This is a genomic window from Aureitalea marina (assembly GCF_002943755.1).
Taxonomy (GTDB): Bacteria; Bacteroidota; Bacteroidia; order Flavobacteriales; family Flavobacteriaceae; genus Aureitalea; species Aureitalea marina.
Genome location: NZ_MQUB01000001.1, coordinates 2214704 through 2229698, shown reverse-complemented (window position 1 = coordinate 2229698; position 14995 = coordinate 2214704). Strand labels below are relative to the sequence as shown.

General features: G+C 45.4%; 13 protein-coding genes, 1 tRNA gene and 1 pseudogene. 8 read left to right on the top strand and 7 right to left on the bottom strand.

Going from position 1 to position 14995, the window contains the following annotated elements:
- Positions 1-146: 146 nt before the first annotated feature.
- The 3 genes from BST85_RS10185 to BST85_RS10175 are packed head-to-tail and all read right to left on the bottom strand — an operon-like array spanning position 147 to position 3309.
- Entirely contained in the window at positions 147-779 is a 633-nt protein-coding gene (locus tag BST85_RS10185; protein ID WP_104813140.1) for a response regulator, read from the bottom strand.
- The gene (locus tag BST85_RS10180) at positions 776-2788 is read right to left on the bottom strand and encodes an ATP-binding protein (protein ID WP_104813139.1); all 2013 of its coding nucleotides are present in this window, start codon (positions 2786-2788) and stop codon (positions 776-778) included. Before BST85_RS10180 ends, BST85_RS10185 begins: the two co-directional genes overlap by 4 nt.
- A 50-nt stretch (positions 2789-2838) precedes the next feature.
- A complete protein-coding gene (locus tag BST85_RS10175; protein WP_245917678.1) occupies positions 2839-3309 on the bottom strand; it encodes a retropepsin-like aspartic protease in 471 nt (156 codons plus the stop codon).
- An 18-nt stretch (positions 3310-3327) separates the two neighbouring features.
- Here BST85_RS10175 and BST85_RS10170 point away from each other — a divergent pair, with 18 nt between their 5' ends.
- From BST85_RS10170 to BST85_RS10135, 8 genes and pseudogenes are all read left to right on the top strand, one after another.
- Positions 3328-4107 (top strand): TatD family hydrolase, encoded by a 780-nt coding sequence (locus tag BST85_RS10170; protein WP_104813137.1) that lies wholly within the window; start codon positions 3328-3330, stop codon positions 4105-4107.
- Positions 4104-5131, top strand: a pseudogene (locus tag BST85_RS10165) (asparaginase). The gene BST85_RS10170 and the pseudogene BST85_RS10165 overlap by 4 nt, the downstream one beginning before the upstream one ends.
- Before the next feature lie 84 nt (positions 5132-5215).
- Positions 5216-5303, top strand: a tRNA-Ser gene (locus BST85_RS10160).
- A gap of 316 nt (positions 5304-5619) precedes the next feature.
- Positions 5620-6417: a MotA/TolQ/ExbB proton channel family protein gene (locus tag BST85_RS10155; protein ID WP_104813136.1), complete on the top strand. Its 798-nt coding sequence runs from the start codon at positions 5620-5622 to the stop codon at positions 6415-6417.
- 18 nt (positions 6418-6435) lie between these two features.
- Positions 6436-6864, top strand: coding sequence for a hypothetical protein (locus BST85_RS10150; RefSeq protein ID WP_104813135.1), 429 nt, complete (start codon positions 6436-6438; stop codon positions 6862-6864).
- Entirely contained in the window at positions 6864-7487 is a 624-nt protein-coding gene (locus tag BST85_RS10145; protein ID WP_104813134.1) for an ExbD/TolR family protein, read from the top strand. Before BST85_RS10150 ends, BST85_RS10145 begins: the two co-directional genes overlap by 1 nt.
- A 16-nt stretch (positions 7488-7503) precedes the next feature.
- The gene (locus BST85_RS10140) at positions 7504-7977 is read left to right on the top strand and encodes an ExbD/TolR family protein (RefSeq protein WP_104813133.1); all 474 of its coding nucleotides are present in this window, start codon (positions 7504-7506) and stop codon (positions 7975-7977) included.
- A gap of 126 nt (positions 7978-8103) precedes the next feature.
- On the top strand, positions 8104-8829 hold the full coding sequence (locus BST85_RS10135) for a porin family protein (RefSeq protein WP_104813132.1): 726 nt from the start codon (positions 8104-8106) through the stop codon (positions 8827-8829).
- On the opposite strand, the gene BST85_RS10130 is transcribed toward BST85_RS10135, so the two are convergent.
- The 4 genes from BST85_RS10130 to BST85_RS10115 form a co-directional block, all read right to left on the bottom strand.
- The gene (locus tag BST85_RS10130) at positions 8824-9429 is read right to left on the bottom strand and encodes a hypothetical protein (RefSeq protein ID WP_104813131.1); all 606 of its coding nucleotides are present in this window, start codon (positions 9427-9429) and stop codon (positions 8824-8826) included. The genes BST85_RS10135 and BST85_RS10130 overlap by 6 nt on opposite strands.
- Positions 9429-10883 carry an RNA polymerase factor sigma-54 gene (gene rpoN / locus BST85_RS10125; RefSeq protein WP_104813130.1) on the bottom strand — a complete coding sequence of 485 codons (1455 nt, stop codon included), beginning with the start codon at positions 10881-10883 and terminating at the stop codon, positions 9429-9431. Before rpoN ends, BST85_RS10130 begins: the two co-directional genes overlap by 1 nt.
- A gap of 81 nt (positions 10884-10964) precedes the next feature.
- A complete protein-coding gene (asnS, locus tag BST85_RS10120) occupies positions 10965-12407 on the bottom strand; it encodes an asparagine--tRNA ligase (protein ID WP_104813129.1) in 1443 nt (480 codons plus the stop codon).
- Between the two features lie 69 nt (positions 12408-12476).
- Positions 12477-14936, bottom strand: coding sequence for an efflux RND transporter permease subunit (locus BST85_RS10115; RefSeq protein ID WP_104813128.1), 2460 nt, complete (start codon positions 14934-14936; stop codon positions 12477-12479).
- Positions 14937-14995 lie beyond the last annotated feature (59 nt).

Sequence of the window (14995 nt, the reverse complement as noted above, 5' to 3'; positions counted from 1 at the left end):
GCTGACAACAGAGATGGTAAGTACCAGAAAACCAATCTTTCTGTTGCGTTGAGCTTTGTAATCGCTAGTATGAATCGGCAGTGCCTTTTTCATACCCTAAAGGTGCGGTAAACTGCTGAATTTTGAAATACGTGTTAACACGTAATTTATCCGAGGCGATCCTGATTCTCTTTGGCCCAGATCAGTAGACTGTTGGTTTTGGGCTCCAGGTCCAGCTTCGCAATGATGTTGGAGCGATGCTTCTCTACGGTTCGGTGGGAGATAAATAACATGGAAGCTATTTCTTTATTGGTCTTGTCGTGAGCGATAAGCCTCAGGATCTTCTTCTCTGATGGGGTCAGGGTATCCAGGTCATCCTCTTCGGTCTTTCCTCCTTTAATGTGTTCTTTTATCTTGGGACTGAAATAAGGCTCTCCTTTAGCTACCGTCTTGAGACAGGTTTCGATCTCTTCCAGGGCGAATTCTTTAAGGATGTAACCGAAAATGTTCAATTCCTGGGCGGCCTCGTACAATTCTCGCTCCTTGTGAAAGGTGATCAGGATGATCTTGGTAGGAAGTTGTTTGCGTTTGCAGGCCTTTGCAATCTCTATCCCGGATAATTTCGGCATTTGTATATCCAAGATAGCTATCTCGGGTTGGAGTTCTTCGATCAGATCGAGTGCCTGTTGTCCATCTTGTGCACTACCAACCAGGTTGAGCCCTTTCTCTTCCAGAAGGTCATTCAGACCCTTGAGTAACAAAGGGTGGTCATCTGCAGTTATGATGGACAGACTGATCATGGAATAGGGATAAGGAACTCCAGATGAGTTCCTTCATCTTTTTTAGAGTGAATCTTTAACTGACCATTGACAAATCGGGTCCTTTCCATAAGGGTCTTCAGACCTAGAGACTTCACATTGTTATACTTTTCGCTAAAATCGAAGCCGACTCCATTATCCCGTATGGAGATCCTGACATTTTCCGCTCGCTTGCTAACCTCAACTTTTCCGGCCTGTGCCTTGGCGTGTTTTACCATATTGCTCAAGGACTCCTGTACAATTCGGTAAATATTTACCTCTTGGTCCACGTTAAAGAGCTCGTCGATATTGTCGATCTCGGAAGAAATAAAGACAGCCGTATGTTCATCAACTTGCTTGACGGTATAATTGATTGCTTTGGTAATTCCCATTTCCTGGAGTTGAAATGGATGGAGATCACGGGATATGGTCCGAACTTCCTCAATGGAATCATTGACCATTTTTCCTGTTTCCTGATCGCCGGAACCGATCAGTTTATTCTTAATGACCAGTAATTGCTGACCCAGGCCATCGTGGAGATCTTTGGAAATCCTCATTCGTTCGGATTCCTGGGACAGCAGCAGCTCTTGGCTAAACTGTTCCTGCATTCTCCTTTTGACCTTTAAGCTGAGCTGATTTCTCACCAAGATGATGACCGCAATGATGAGTATGGAGATAAGGGTTACTATGCCGGTCAGGTTTCGGAAATACCGATTGTCTTTTTCGAGCAACTCAATACTGGTCGTTTTTTCCAACAGTTCTTTCTCCTTAATGGTAGAATCGTAGAGGGTTTGATAGTAGGCAAGTGAATTGGCCGTAGACTGATTATAAACCGAATCCTTGATCTTATTAACTGCGTATACGCTTTCCAGGCTTTTTTGGTAATCCCCTTTCTCTTGATAGATGTCTGCCAGCAGTTCATGCGCCGCCATCACATCCTCACCATAATTAAGCTCTTTGGCTATTTCCAGTTTTTGCAAGGCATATTTAAGGGCCTTATCGTACTGCTCCATGGAGAATAGATAAGCGGCCCGTGCCCCAAAATATTGTGTCCTGTTCAGGTTGTCCTCTTTATTCCTTTTGAAGGCTTCTTCGACTTTGGCCAGATAATCCGCTGCGATGTCGGTTTGGTAACGTTTGCTGTAATAGTCTACCATTCTCGCATAGACCAGGATGGCGTGGACCGAAGGCTCGTCCATCTGGTCCAGACCAGCTTCGGCCAGTTTCAAATACTCATAATGAGACTTCTGATCTCCTAGTTTAGCGTGATCCAAGGACTGGTTGTAATATTCTCCTACCAAGTGCTTTTTATCCAGATCGAGCTCTATGATCTTATCGATGTTCTTCTGCCTTTCTTCCATGGCTTTTTCCTGGAAGCCGTTCATGCTGAACATGGTGGTCATTCCTTGTTGGGCATACAGCATATACTCGTAGTCTCCTAAAGATTCGAAGTATTCGTATGACTTGCGGTAGTTTTCTCCAGCCTCGGCAAATTTGCCCAGATTGGAATAGGCTTGTCCGCTAAACAGGTAGGCATCGGCTATGTAAAGTGAATCTCCGGATCCATAATTGTCAATGGCTTCCTGATAATCTTTCACCGATTGTTCCAGATCGAGCCGGAAATTGGCTGCTCCTCGTTTTAGGTACAAACCACCTAAGATAAAGCTGTCGTCGATCCTGTATTTCCTGGCCAGTAACTTGTCTACCAGGGTGACCACCTTTCTGGGTTCGTTTTGTATGGAGGTGAGGGTGTATGCCGCGTTGATTAGCTTTTTACCGGCCAATTCTACACTGTCCAAGGAAATGGCCAGATCGATGTATTCCAAGCTATACGCCGCAAAACTATCCCTGTTGATCCTCCTGGATTTTGAGATCATAGAGTCCAGGGCCACTAAACGCGCCTGTGGGTCCGTCTCTTGCTGATAAATTTTCCGATAGTCTTCCAGGTCTTGACCTATGATGTCAAAAGGCAGTAGAATCAGAATAAGTAAACCGATCAAATTCCTGGGCATGAACAGTAGTTGGATGTATTAAATTTAAAGATTTCTTTTGTATCAGGGAGTTAGCTCGATTTTTTGACGTACAAAGCATTCCGGCCGTAATCGATAACGGAACGGAAATGTTTCAGGATTTCGCCGCCCAGAATGCCATCCACTTCATTTTCTCCTACTTCCTTTAGAGCTCCATTCACGTGACTGAGGTCAAATAAGACCATGTCGTTGGTCGTCGCTAATGTGTTGGTTAGTTCTAGTCTAACATCGTGGGCTAGATGAGTTTCCAGCATGGAAGCCCCGGCTCCCGTTGCTTTCATGTCCGTATTGGTGGCTATCAACCCAAATCGATCAATGCGTTCGAATCCGATACAACTGGCCGATGCCCCGGTGTCAAGAATGAAAGAGGCCGGTTTGCCATTTAATTTCAGGACAAGGGCGTAGTGGCCGGAAAGGAGTTTTTTTAGTCCGATTCGTTTAAAGTCCTGAGACTCTAATAGCTTCCTCAGCGTCACAACTTTTTTTTCAAAGATAGGTAACAAAATATTTAGCTTTGCCTCATGCTAATTGATACGCATTGTCATTTATACAGTGAGGCCTTTGATGACGATCGGGACCAGATGATCGGTCGGGCCCGGGAGCGGGGTGTTGAATTGTTCTACTTACCGGCCATCGATTCTTCGTATACGGAATCCATGTATCGTCTGGAAGATCAATATCCGGATCAGATGAGGCTGATGATGGGGCTGCACCCGACCTCCGTCAAGGCCAATTTCAAGGAGGAATTGGAACATGTGTTTAGGCAGTTCGAAGCACGCGATTTCTGGGCAGTGGGAGAGATCGGTATCGATCTTTACTGGGATAAAAGCACCATAGCCTGGCAGATCGACGCCTTTCATCAACAGATCGAATTGGCCAAATCCAAGCAGTTACCCATTGTGATCCATTGCCGGGAATCTTTTGATGAGATCTTCGATGTCTTGGAGCAGCACAGAGGGCCATTGTTAAGAGGGATATTCCATTGTTTCACCGGAACGCTAGATCAGGCCAATCAAGCTATAGACCTGGGCATGAAACTGGGCATTGGAGGCGTGGTCACCTTCAAGAATGGCAAGATCGATCAGTTTTTAGATCAAGTAGAGATGAAGCACTTGGTATTGGAAACCGATTCACCCTATCTCTCACCGGTGCCTTACAGGGGGAAGAGGAACGAAAGCAGTTATTTATCTTTGGTCTGCGAGAAACTCGCTCAGGTTTACGATGTAACACCAAATGAGGTGGCCCGTGAAACAACGAAGAATGCCATGGAGGTGTTCGAGAAAGGAATAAAAAAATCTTGAAGCGAAATCCCGACATATTGTTGATCTATACCGGTGGTACCATTGGTATGATCAAGGATTTTGAAACCGGAGCTCTTCACAATTTCAATTTTGAGGAGTTACTGCAGCATATTCCGGAATTGCAATTATTGGATTGCAATATCAGTACAACTCAATTCAGTGAGCCGATAGATAGTTCGGATATGAATCCGGACTATTGGTCTGAACTCGCCGTGATCATTGAAAAGCAATACGAACAGTTCGATGGTTTTGTTGTTCTTCACGGAAGTGACACCATGTCCTTTACGGCCTCTGCTTTAAGTTTTATGTTGGAGAACCTGGATAAACCGGTCATCTTTACGGGATCGCAACTACCCATAGGAGATCTTCGGACGGATGCCAAAGAAAACCTGATCACTGCTGTTCAGATTGCAGGCCTGCAGAAAGGGGGGCGCCCCATCATTTCTGAGGTTTGTCTTTACTTTGAATACAAATTGTATCGGGCCAACAGGACGACCAAGGTGAATACTGAACATTTTGAAGCCTTTGATTCTCCTAATTATCCCCCTTGGCCGAGAGCGGGGTCAACTTAAAGGTCTATCAGGAGACCCTGTTTCAACCTAACCGGAGGAAAGCACTGGTGGTACATACCCAGATGGATACCCGCATTGTTTTGATAAAGATGTTTCCCGGCATGTCGGCGGACCTCTTTCGCTATCAACTGAGCTACCCGGAACTCAAAGGGGTTGTCTTGGAAACCTATGGTAGCGGAAATGTGACGACAGAACCGTGGTTGGCTCACTGCCTGAAACAAGTCATTAAACGAGGAATACCCGTTGTGAACATTACCCAATGTAATGGAGGAGGGGTAGATATGGGAGTTTATGCCACTAGTATCCATCTGAAGAAAATGGGTGTGATCTCCGGAAAAGACCTGACCTCAGAAGCTGCCCTGACCAAAATGATGTACCTGCTGGGACAGGAAATTGGAGCACGCAGCTTTAAAACCTTATTCGAAACTGCGATTAGGGGAGAAATGGCCTAAATAATACCCCATAAATTTTATTGAAAACATTTTTTTTTGTTATTTGCTCACCCCTTTGAAGAAATAGCTTTTTAGGGTTTTTTTAGAGAGGTGGCCGAGTGGTCGAAGGCGCACGCCTGGAAAGTGTGTATACGCCAAAAGCGTATCGAGGGTTCGAATCCCTTCCTCTCTGCAAATTGGTCTAATTATTGATATGTAGTCGGTCATTAGGTCAGCCCCCAAAACTAAAATTTGAACCGATCCTCTAGGACAGACGTTGCGGTATAACCTCAAACGAATGTCCTACCTCCACACCGACAGTCAGTTGGATTCTATTAGGGGGCTTTGTCGCGGTTTTAACCGGGGATTTTCTACGTTTAGTAAATCTCCCTTAAGTATTGTAAAACCTAAGTATTTAATGCTTTTTGCGGGCTTTTTCAGCTTGCAGATTAACTAAATATTTTTATATCTTTAAACCTTAAACTAAAACAAACTTTAAGTCGATAGCAATGAAACGATTATTTTCTATTATGGCAGTTGCCGCAATGGTTTTTGCGGGTACCTTTAATGCAAAAGCAACGACGGCAAACTCTGAGATGCCAACCACAGTGGAATCACTGGCCACTTGGACCCAAGTATCCTTTGTTCAGGATGCTGAAGGAGGAGAAGAAGCCAGTTTTCATCAAAACCTGAAACAACGATTCATCGAAGGAGGTCCTGGATTCATGGGGATCGTATTACTTTGTTTGATCTTGGGATTGGCCATCGCCATTGAGCGTATCATTTTCCTTAACCTTTCTACAACTAACACCAAGAAATTGGCACAAAGTGTAGAGGACGCTCTAAATAGCGGAGGAGTTGATGCTGCAAAAGAAGTATGTCGAAACACAAAAGGACCTGTTGCTTCTATTTATTACCAAGGTCTGGACCGAGCCGATGAAAGCATCGAAGCTGCAGAGAAAGCAGTTGTGGCTTACGGAGGAGTTCAGATGGGGCAATTAGAAAAGAACGTTTCCTGGATTTCATTGTTTATCGCCCTGGCTCCGATGCTTGGGTTCATGGGAACAGTAATCGGTATGATCTTAGCCTTTGACAAGATCGAGTCTGCCGGTGATATGAACCCATCTCTAGTAGCAGGAGGTATTAAGGTGGCACTTTTGACAACTGTATTCGGTTTGATCGTGGCCATCATCCTTCAGATCTTCTACAACTACATTATCGCGAAGATCGATAGTATCGTTAACAGCATGGAAGATGCTTCCATCACTTTGATCGATATGTTGGTAGACTACAAGAACAAAAAATAATTTTAAAGACCAGAGACAATGGGATTACACAAAATAATTAGAATTGTCGCTCTTGTATTGAGTCTGGCTGGAGTAATCTCCCTGGCCATGATCATCAATGCAGGCGATGATGTCGTCAAAGCGACGGGAGAGGGCGTAGATGGATTCATGTACGTTGCCTATATCACCTTTGCACTGGTCTTTTTCTTCGTATTGATCTTTGTGCTGAAAGGCCTGGCTGCCGGAAACATCAAGAAGACCTTAATGTCTATAGGTGTGTTTGTAGCCGTCGTTGCCATAGCATACGGAATGTCAAGCGGAGTTGAGACCCCACTACAGGACGGGGAAATGCTCTCTGCTGGTGGAGCCCGCTGGGTTGGAGCCGGATTGAGAACCTTCTATATCCTGGTAATACTGGCTATCGGATCGATGGCTTACGGAGGAATAAGAAAAGTGATGAATAAATAATGGCAAGAAGAGCAACACCAGAGGTTAATGCCGGGTCCATGGCGGATATCGCCTTCCTGCTCCTGATCTTTTTCCTGGTCACAACGACCATCGAGAAGGACAAGGGTATCGCCCGACAGTTGCCTCCTAAGCAAGAAGACATCGAAGATGACGTCATCATTAAAGACAAGAACCTCTTTATTGTGAACGTCAACAAGGATGATCAGTTACTCGTAGAAGAGGAGCTGATGGAACTTAAAGATCTGCGGCAAGCTGCTATCGACTTTATCGATAATGGAGGTGCCCCGGCCGGGACTCCGGAGTACTGCAATTATTGTAAGGGCTTGCGTTCTGCAGAATCTTCTGATAACCCTGAAAAGGCAGTTATTTCTGTTCAGAATGACCGTTTGACGTCTTACAAGATGTATATCGCCGTTCAGAATGAACTAGTGGCGGCCTATAATTTCCTTCGTGACAGAGAATCACAGCGATTATACGGCTGGAAGTTCACAGATGTCAAGAAATCCATAGATGAGGGTAACTTCAATGGTGATATTGAAGCCACTGAGGAGAAATTACAAAACATCCAGAAGATGATACCGCTCAAGCTTTCTGAAGCTGAGCCTAAGAAAAGAGGACAATAATTTAACAACATAGCACATGTCTAAGTTTAAGAAGAAACAGGGAGGAGATCTTCCAGCCATATCGACGGCGTCTTTGCCTGATATCGTTTTTATGTTGTTATTCTTCTTTATGGTAGTAACCGTTTTGCGAGACAGCAATTTGCTGGTGCAGCAGAAACTACCAAAAGGAGATCAGGTTGAGAAGCTAAAGAAGGATCGTTCGATCTTTATTTATGCCGGGAAACCTGGTCCGCAGTATCAAGAAACGTACGGTACAGAAGGTAAGATCCAGATCGGAGATAAGTATACGGATATCTCCAACATCAAATTCGCCCTTAACGAACTCCGTGCAAAGCTTCGTCCAGAATTGCAGGACAAAGTGATGGTTGCATTGAAAGTAGATGAGGAAACCAATACAGGTTTGGTATCGGATATCAAACAGGAATTGAGGGATTTGAATATGACAAAGATTATTTATATCACGACTCCAGGAAATCAGCTGGATAATTGATATTTTGGTTTAAAGAGCACAAAAGCCCCGGATTTTTCCGGGGCTTTTTTTATTTACAGACGAAACGAAAGGGCGACCTGTTGCTGGCGTGAAAAAAAAACTAAATTTGTTAATCAACTTTAGACCATGATCAACCTCTTTCGGATTTCGCTTCTCTTTGTGTTGTTTAGCTTGGTCGTCATTTTCCCAGCCTTCAGTCAGACCGAACAACAAACCCAACCCACGGATAGTCTGCCAATAGACGATCGGTATCGGGAAGATCAGTTCTATGTAGGGATCAGCTACAATGTTCCCCTTAACGTACCCAACGGAGTAAGTATACGGGGGGTATCAGGGGGTGTTTTCGCGGGTTTTCTCCGCGATATGCCCGTCAATGCTCAACGCAATATTGCCATAGCCGTGGGAGCGGGAATATCCTTCGATCAGTACGGCCAAAACCTCTTTATCCAGAAGCGTAATAATAACAGCACCTTATTCGAAGTGTTGGACGACGATCGGGATTTTAATTCTAATCGTCTGGCTGTTTACACCATCGAACTCCCCATTGAATTTCGTTGGCGAACCTCTACCTCAGCATATAATAAGTTCTGGAGGATCTACGGCGGTGTCCGATTTGGATATTCCTATTACCACAAGTCAAAATTAAAGGAATCCGGAAACACCATAACGACCACAGAGATACCAGAATTTGAAAAGTTCCGTATGGGTGTGACGCTCAGTATGGGGTATAGCACCTTTAACTTCTACGGCTATTACGGGCTTAATCCATTCTTCCCGGACGGAAGGACGGAAGATGGACAAGAGGTCAATTTCCAGGCCCTAAAACTGGGTCTGATCTTCTATATCCTATAGCCAGAAGTTCATTAGAGTCAACTGGGGAATAGCCCCTACAAAGAACCCGATGATTAATTCAGGGTAAGTATGGGAGCGGGTATATAGCCTGGAACTGGCCACCCAGCCATTGGCAAAAAGATTGAATCCTATCCAGACCAACATATTCACCTGGAAGTGCACACTGAGCCCGATCAGGAAAAAGGTGACGCCGGCTATTCCCATTTGATGGAGAGAGACCTTGAATTTTAACATGACCAGTATCAAGGCAGTTATGGTAGTAAAAAGTATAGCTACGAAGAAGTAGTACAATTCTGGGTCCTGGTAGGGATCAAAGACTAGTTTAACGATAAGAAGAATCAACAGACAGTTGATCATTAAGGGGAATTTCCTCTCTTTGACCGTTCTGAGATGAATGGACTCGACCAGCCTGAGATTTCTCAGTAGGAAGAAAGAGATCACCGGAATAAAAAAGGTGATAATTGCCACGGCAAAGATCTTGGTCAACCTCAATTCGGGCTCAATAAAGCGTGGGCTTACCTGGTAATAGAGTAAGGTGCCCATCACGGGCATCAGCAATGGATGGAATATATAAGCACCTGCTTTGAGAAGAAAGCCCATCAAATCTCCTTTCTAAGTCGGGCAACGGGCAGATCCAACTGCTCCCTATATTTGGCCACAGTCCTTCGGGCTATGGGATATCCCTTCTCTTTCAATATCTGGGCGAGCTTGTCGTCAGTTAGGGGTTTGCGCTTGTCCTCCTCGGCTATGGTGATCTCCAGAATCTTTTTGATCTCTCGGGTACTGACCTCTTCGCCTTCGACATTGGTCATAGATTCGCTAAAGAATTCCTTGATCAATTTTGTGCCGTAAGGAGTATCTACATATTTGCTATTGGCTACCCGGGAAACGGTGGAAACATCCATATTGATCTTATCTGCAATGTCCTTGAGGATCATGGGTTTCAGTTTGCGTTCATCTCCTGTGAGGAAGTATTCTTCCTGGTGATGCATGATGGCATTCATGGTGACATAGAGGGTCTGCTGACGCTGCTTAATCGCATCGATAAACCACTTGGCCGCATCCAGTTTTTGCTTGATGAACAGGACTGCATCTTTTTGAGACTTGGTTTTTTCCTTGGCGTCCTTGTAGCCCTTCAACATATCGGAATACTCCCTTGAAACGTGTAATTCTGGAGCATTACGACCATTTAATGTCAATTCCAGTTGTCCATCAACGATGCGAATGGTAAAATCCGGCACAACGTGCTCTACAATTCGAGTGTTGCCTGAATAGGCCCCTCCCGGTTTGGGATTTAGACCTTCGATCTCCTGAATGGCCGAGCGAAGCTCGTCTTCAGAGATATCGAATTTGCTCATCAATTTCTTGTAGTGCTTTTTCGAGAATTGGTCAAAGGCCTCATCGACTATTCTTTGGGCCAGATCGACCTCCGGATTCGCAGCCTTCCTTTGCAATTGTATGCTGAGACATTCCTGTAGATCCCTTGCGCCAACACCTGCCGGGTCTAGCTCCTGTACCTTCTCCAGTACTTTTTCTACTGTCTCCACATCCGTATAGATGTTCTGGGTAAAGGCCAGGTCGTCGACGATGTCGTCCATCTCTCTGCGGATATAACCGCTTTCATCAACACTACCAACCAGGAAACGGGCGATATCGGTCTCCTGATCGTCTAGCCGATAGGTGCGAAGTTGCCCCAATAAATACTGATTAAATGAGGTCCCGGAAGCATAAGGCGTCTGTTTCTCCTCTTCGTCCCCATAATTATTGGCCGACAGCTTATAACTGGGGATCTCGTCATCGCTCAGATATTCGTCAACGTTGATCTCTGTTTCGATCACTTCTCCCTCAGAGGCATCGTCATAATTATCCGACCCAAACTCGTCATCCAAACTGTCTTTTTGATCCTTTCCACCTTCCAAGGCAGGGTTCTCTTCCATTTCCTGGGAGACCCGTTGTTCAAAGGCCTGAGTTGGCAATTGGATAAGCTTCATCAGCTGAATCTGCTGGGGAGACAGCTTTTGAGAGAGCTTGAAATTGAGTTGTTGTTTTAACATAGGGGGTCAGCCTTACCTTAAAAGTAAAAAAAAGTGGGAATTTACTTTAGGAATAACGGCTCGGATCCTTTAAAAAGGCATTTAAAATTTGGCATTTCCCGGAGTTCTCGGATAAGGGATCACATCACGGATGTTACCCATTCCGGTTACAAACTGGACCAGCCGTTCAAAGCCAAGGCCAAAACCACTGTGAACCGCCGTACCAAACTTTCGCAGGTCCAGATACCACTGTAGCTCTTCCTGAGGAATGTCCATAGCTTTCATCTTGTCCAACAGTACATCATATCGTTCTTCACGCTGAGACCCTCCAACGATCTCCCCTATACCCGGGAAAAGGACATCCATCGCCCTGACCGTCTTTTCATCCTCATTCAGCCGCATATAAAAGGCTTTGATGTTGGCGGGATAGTCAAAAAGGATCACCGGGCATTTAAAGTGTTTCTCTACTAAGAATCTTTCGTGTTCACTTTGTAGATCCGCACCCCATTCGTCTATCGGGAACTTGAATTTTTTCTTTTTGTTGGGTTTGGAGTTTTTCAGGATGTCAATCGCCTCGGTGTAAGTAACCCGCTTGAAGGTGTTGTCTACCACAAAGTGCAAGCGCTCTCTGAGGGTCATTTCTGATCGTTCGTTCTGAGGCTTGGTCTTGTCCTCTTGGATCAACCGGTTTTCTAAAAATTCGAGGTCGTCATCACAGTTATCCAAAGCGTACTGAATAACACTCTTGATGAAATCCTCGGCCAGGTCCATGTTGCCATCCAGGTCGCAGAAGGCTACTTCCGGTTCTATCATCCAAAATTCGGCCAGGTGACGGGAAGTATTGGAATTCTCGGCCCGAAAGGTTGGTCCAAATGTGTATACCTTACCCAATCCCATGGCGTAAGTCTCGGCTTCCAATTGTCCGCTGACGGTCAGGTTGGTTTCCTTGTCAAAGAAGTCCTGCTTATAGTCTATCCCTCCATCTTCTGTCAACGGGGCATTGTTTAGATCGAAGGTAGTTACACGGAACATCTCTCCGGCACCTTCGGCATCACTTCCTGTAATGATAGGAGCATGCATATAGTAGAAACCATTCTCCTGAAAGTATTTGTGTACCCCAAAGGCCAATTTGGAACGCAGTCGCATAACTGCGCCAAAGGTATTGGTGCGCACACGTAAATGAGCTTGCTCTCTCAGTTTTTCCAAGCTGTGACGCTTAGGAGATAGTATGGTCAATTTAACCTCCTCCGGGTCTGCATCACCCAATACCTGGAAGGAACTGACCTGGATCTCAACTTTCTGACCCTGGCCCTGACTCTCTACCAAAGTTCCTGTCAGTTGAACAGCAGAACCGATATTGATCCGTTCGATCTCTTGGGTAGGGAACTGTTCGAAATCGATTACGCACTGTATATTCTTGATGGTCGATCCATCGTTCAGGGCGACAAATCTGTTGGAACGGAAAGAGCGGACCCATCCTTTGACCGTAACCTCGGTCAATAAGGGTTCTTCACTAAGCAAAGTCTGTATATCCAGGTAGCGCATTAGAGCCTAATTTTAAAGGCCATAAAGATAGTATTTTCGACAGGAAGAAGTTGGGCTGGTTAGCCGAAATTAATGGGTGATGCTCGTCTGCTTTTCTTTTTCTTTCTCTTCTGTTTCGGCCAGGGTTTCCAGTAAGGTCTCTTCCTCGGCCAACTGACCGTCAGGGATGATCTGTAGAGCAGGTTTTCTGAGAGTCTGCTTATTGGCAATATTATCCTCCAGGGATAGCAACAGGGAAGGAAGCAGCAGCAGGTTGGCCAGCATAGCAAACAAAAGTGTTGCTGAAACCAGCGCCCCCAATGCGACCGTCCCACCAAAGCTGGAGATGGTGAATACCGAAAATCCGAAGAACAGTACAATGGACGTATACAACATACTCACTCCTGTTTCCCGCAGAGCGAGATAAACCGACTTCTTGATCTTCCAGTTATTGGCTATGAGTTCCTGACGGTATTTGGCCAGAAAGTGAATAGTGTCATCTACAGAGATCCCGAATGCAATACTGAATACCAAGATAGTGGAGGGTTTGATGGGAACACCCAGGAAGCCCATCAATCCGGCGGTGATCAACAAAGGTAGTAGGTTGGGTATCAGGGATACCAGTATCATCTTTACACTCCGGAACATCCAGGCCATAAATAAGGCGATCAGGAAAATGGCCAGGGAGAGTGAAAGGATGAGGTTGTTCACCAGGTATTTGGTCCCTTTTTGGAAGACGAAAGCTTTTCCGGTTATGGCTACATCATATCGTTCCTCCGGAAAGATCTTGGCGATCTCCTGCCTAAGATCTTCTTCCACCCGGTCGAAGCGATCAGTAGGGGTGTCCTTCATAAAGGCGGTTATCCTGGCATACTGTCCGGTTGTATCTACATAACTGGATAGGAGATTGGTTGCCTCTTCGTTTGAACGAGCGTAGGATAGGATAAAACTTCTTTCCTGGCCATTCGGCAGTTGGAAGTATTCTGGATTATTGTTGTAGTAGGCCTGTTTGGAATACTTGACCAAGTTGACCACAGACAAAGGGCGGGCGAATTCTGGGAACTCGTCAATGACGTTCTCTAACCGATCCATACGCTTTAATGTGGCCAAGCTCATCACACCTTTTTTGCGTTTGGTGTCGATTAGGATCTCTACGGGAAGGATGCCCTCATATTCCTGTTCAAAGAACTTGATATCCTGATAGAAGCCTGCATCTTTTGGCATATCCTCGATCAAGCTACCAGAGATACGAATGTTGTAGATCCCTATGATACTGGCACAGAGCAAAACAATAGAGACCGCGAAAATGGCAATCCGGTGATCCTTCACCATGCGTTCCATCCAACCCACGAAGCTCCCGATCCACTGCTTGTTGAGGTGTTTCAGGTGCTTGTATTTAGGGGGTGGCATATAGCTGTAGATGATCGGTATAATGGTCAGGCACAGCAGGAAGATGGCCAGTATATTCAACGAGGCCACGATTCCGAATTCCTTGAGCAACTTGCTATTAGTCAGAATGAAAGTGGCAAAACCAGAGGCCGTGGTCACGTTGGTCATCAGGGTTGCGTTCCCGATCTTGGTGATGACTCGTTGTAATGATTTGGCCTGGTTACCATGCGATTTTATCTCCTGTTGGTATTTATTGATCAGGAATATGCAATTCGGAATCCCGATCACGATGATCAGCGGCGGGATCAATGCGGTGAGCACCGTGATCTCATAGTGTAAAAGCCCTAGGATTCCAAAGGCCCACATCACCCCTATGATCACAGTGAACATGGATATAATGGTTGCCCGGAATGAGCGGAAGAAAAAGAAGAAGATCAGGGAGGTGACCAGCAATGCAGACCCAATGAACATGCCAATCTCATCGATGATGTTTTGGGAGTTCAAAGTTCTGATATAGGGCATCCCAGAAGTGTACACTTCAACCCCGGTCTCCGCTTCAAAAGCTTCGATGAGCGGGATGACCTCGTCGAAAATAAAGTCCTTCCTAACCGGAGAATTGACAATGGCTTTGTCCAGGTAAACCGCGGTTCTTACAGATTCTTTGCTTGGGCTATAAACCAAGCCTTCATAGAAGGGTAACTTGTTGAATAACTCATACTTGTACCGATCCATTTGCTCCTGCGATGAAATACTATCGCGGATAAATGGTGCCAACTTGAATGCGGTGGTGTCCTTGCGTTTTTCCAGGACTTGCAGATCGCCAATAGAGAGGGTTAGGTCCACCTCGGAATGATCGTTCAATTCGTTGGCTAGATCGGTCCAGGCCCTGAACGTTTCCTGGTCAAATAAGGTGCTGTCTCGCACGCCTAAGATCATTAGGTTGCCTTCTTCCCCAAATTTGTCCAGGAACTGACTGTATTCGATGTTGTAGGGATGATCATCCGGCAGGAGGTTGGCTTCCGTATAGGTGAAGCGCATATTCTGCCATTGCATGGTCATAAAGACCGTAATAGCAGTGATCACGATAAGGATAGCCAGCCGGTTACGCAGTATAAACCGAGCAACTGCACTCCAAAAACCAATACTAAAAAGCTTGTCCAAGCCGCGAGATTAAAAGTCGCGCAAAGGTATTAAAATACGGTCGGAACAACCTGTAATAA